This is a genomic window from Flavobacterium sp. (assembly GCF_029242675.1).
Classification (GTDB): domain Bacteria; phylum Bacteroidota; class Bacteroidia; order Flavobacteriales; family Flavobacteriaceae; genus Flavobacterium.
In genome coordinates this window covers 1-3225 of the sequence record NZ_JAQWTM010000201.1, presented here as the reverse complement: position 1 = coordinate 3225, position 3225 = coordinate 1, and the positions used below count along the sequence as shown (strand labels likewise).

At 32.5% G+C, this 3225-nt stretch carries 1 protein-coding gene; it reads left to right on the top strand.

All coding sequences use genetic code 11. The features are described 5' to 3' along the window. On the top strand, positions 1–3109 hold a 3109-nt coding region (locus P8M54_RS07700), incomplete at its 5' end, for a PAS domain S-box protein (protein ID WP_300286891.1). Positions 3110–3225 lie beyond the last annotated feature (116 nt).

Below are 3225 nucleotides of genomic sequence, written 5' to 3'. Positions count from 1 at the left end.
ATGCAAAGACGGCAGCTACAAATACATTCAGTGGAACGATAAAAAATACTCTGAAGATTTAATCATCGGAATAGGTCAGGATGTTACTGACCAAATCAATACTCAAAAATCCTATAAAAATTTAGTAGAATCTGCAAATGACATTATTTTCGAATTAGATTATAAAGGCAACTACATTTTCTTAAATCAAAATTCTGAGAACACCACTGGCTATTCTATCGAGGAACTTTCAACTTCTAATTTTAGAGCATTAATAAGACCAGATTACTTGCAAAAAGTACTTGATTTTTATGCAAAAACAGATGCGGATGCGACCAATTTTAAAGTGATGGAGTTTCCAATAATTAAAAAGAACGGCGAAGAAATTTGGCTCTCCCAAAAAGTCGCAATTAATAGAGACAAAAACAATTTAATCAATGGTTATTATGGTATTTCTAGAGATATTACTTTTTTTAGAAATAGCCAAATTGAGAATGCACAACGCGCAATTAAAAATCAAAAGTATAGTGAAGCTCTAAATAAGTTTACCTCAGAAAGCTATTTTAGTAGTCAAACAACCGACAGCATTATTAAAAACATCTTACTAATTACTACAGAAATAATTGGTGTATGTAGAGCAAGTTATTGGAAATACAGTCCAGATAATGTCTTATGTGAAATGCAATACAATGCCACCACTAAAAAATTTAGTAAGGGAAGTATTTTACTCAAAGAAGAATTCCCAAATTACTTTGAGGCTATAACGAGCAAATCACAAATAATTATCCCTGACGTGTATCAAAGTGAGATGTTAGTTGACCTACAAAAAGAATTTTTCCCAGCAAATTCCATTTATTCTCTACTTGATACACCCGTCTTTATTGAAGGAGAGTTAAAAGGAATCTTATGCTTCGAAGCTACTCAAAAAATTAAAAACTGGGACAATGAAGACATTAATTTCACACGTTCTTTATCTGACGTTATCACCATTGCTTTCGAATCGCAAAATCGATTAAACGCAGAGGTCAAGTTAAAATATAAAAGTGACCTCCTTGCTGCAATGACATTGTGCGCTGAAAAGTTTTTAAACAGTAAAGATCTCGATGCAATTTTTGCTACTATTCTCATCATAATGGGAAAAGCCACTAAGTCACATCGTTCTTATTATTATGAGAATAATGCAAATGACAGAACAATAAGTCAGAAGTATCGCTGGATCAACGACAGCGACCATCTAGCTGATAATAATCCTGCATTACAAAATATACCATATGATTACTTCGAAGAATTGCTGGATCCTCTTTTAGAGAACAAAATTTACATCGAAAGTATCTCTAACATTGAGAATGAAAGCCTTCGAACGAAACTTAAAAATGTTGGAGTACTGTCGTTGATACTTTTCCCCATCTTTGTCAAAAATAAATTTCATGGCTTTTTAGGTTTTGATGATACCGACCATGAACGCGTATGGTCAGACGATGAGGTGAATGTTTTACAAACTTTAGCACGTAATATCGCAACCATTATCGATCGTATTGCAACTGAAACTGCTATCTATGAAAGTGAAGAAAAATTTAGGTTGCTTGCCAACAATATTCCGGGTACAATCTATTTATCTGAGAACGATGAGAAGTTTACTAAAATTTACCTCAATGACGAAATTGAGAAGTTAACCGGTTATAACAAATCAGAGTTTTTAGAAAAACACATCAATTATGTCGATATCATTCATCCTCAAGACTTGGCTCGTGTGCAGGAAGAATCATTGAAAAGATTAGCCAAAGGGAAACCTTTTCATTTTACTTATCGCATTACTAAAAAAACAGGTGAAATTGTATGGGTAGAAGAGTTTGGAGATGCGGTGATGAAAGATGGAAAAATTACTTATATTGAAGGAATTATACTTGATATAACCGAAAGAAAATTGAATGAAACGGTGATAAAAGCCAAAGATCTAGCTGAAGCTGCAAATAAAGCCAAGTCAGAGTTTCTTGCAAATATGAGTCATGAAATACGAACACCTTTAAATGGTATCATAGGTTTCACAGATTTATTAATGAAAACTAAATTGGAAGCAAACCAACAAAAACACATGATGACCGTCAATCAGTCGGCCCACTCATTACTTGGTATTGTTAACGATATTCTTGACTTTTCGAAAATTGAAGCAGGAAAATTAGATTTGCTAATTGAAAAACATGACGTTAAGGAATTATTAGAACAAGTAAGAGATCTAATTTTATATGAATCAAACCAAAAAAACATCGCTTTACAATTAAACATTGCTCCACAAATAAACCGATTTTTTTATGTTGATAGTATTCGATTAAAGCAAATATTAATAAATCTATTAGCCAATGCCGTTAAATTTACTAATAAAGGTTCTATCAAGTTAAATGTTACTGTTATCGAAAAAACCGATCATCAGTATACTACAATTCGTTTTGCTGTAATTGATTCTGGCATTGGAATTCTAGAAGAAAATAAAAGTAAAATTTTTAAAGCATTCTCGCAGGAGGATAGTTCTACAACAAAGAAGTTTGGCGGAACAGGTCTTGGATTGACTATTTCAAATAAGTTATTAGGTTTAATGAATAGCAAATTAAACTTAGAAAGCACCGTAGGCATAGGGAGCACATTTTATTTCGATCTAAATTTAAGAACATCTGACGAGGGTGTCGAGCCTTTGAATGAAGGCACTGAAAATAGTCTCTCTGAAATTGATTTACTTTTTCAGAACAAGGACTATTTACGAAATTTGAAAGTAATGCTAGTTGAAGACAACAAAATCAACATGCTTTTACTCAAAACCATTATTAAAAACATTTTGCCAGAAGCAAATATCCATCAATTTTACAATGGCCTAGATGCGGTGGCACAATTTGAAAATTTGGAGCCACATATTATTTTCATGGACATACAAATGCCGGTCATGAACGGATTTCAAGCAACAAAATTGATTAGAAAATTAGTTGGCGGAAAATCTGTCCCTATCATAGCAATTACAGCAAGTGCGGAACTTGAAATAAAACAACAATGTAAATTAGCAGGCATGAACGACTTTGTATCTAAACCTATTCTAAAGAAAATAGTGGAAGAAACCATTGTGAAATGGGTCGATTTACCCTAATAATCATTAAAAAAAGGTAATTATATCCAAAAAAAATATAAATTCGTTTTCAAATAAATTTAAGCATCTAAATATGAAATGGAAAGGCACCCGTAAAAGTGGAAATCTAGACGACC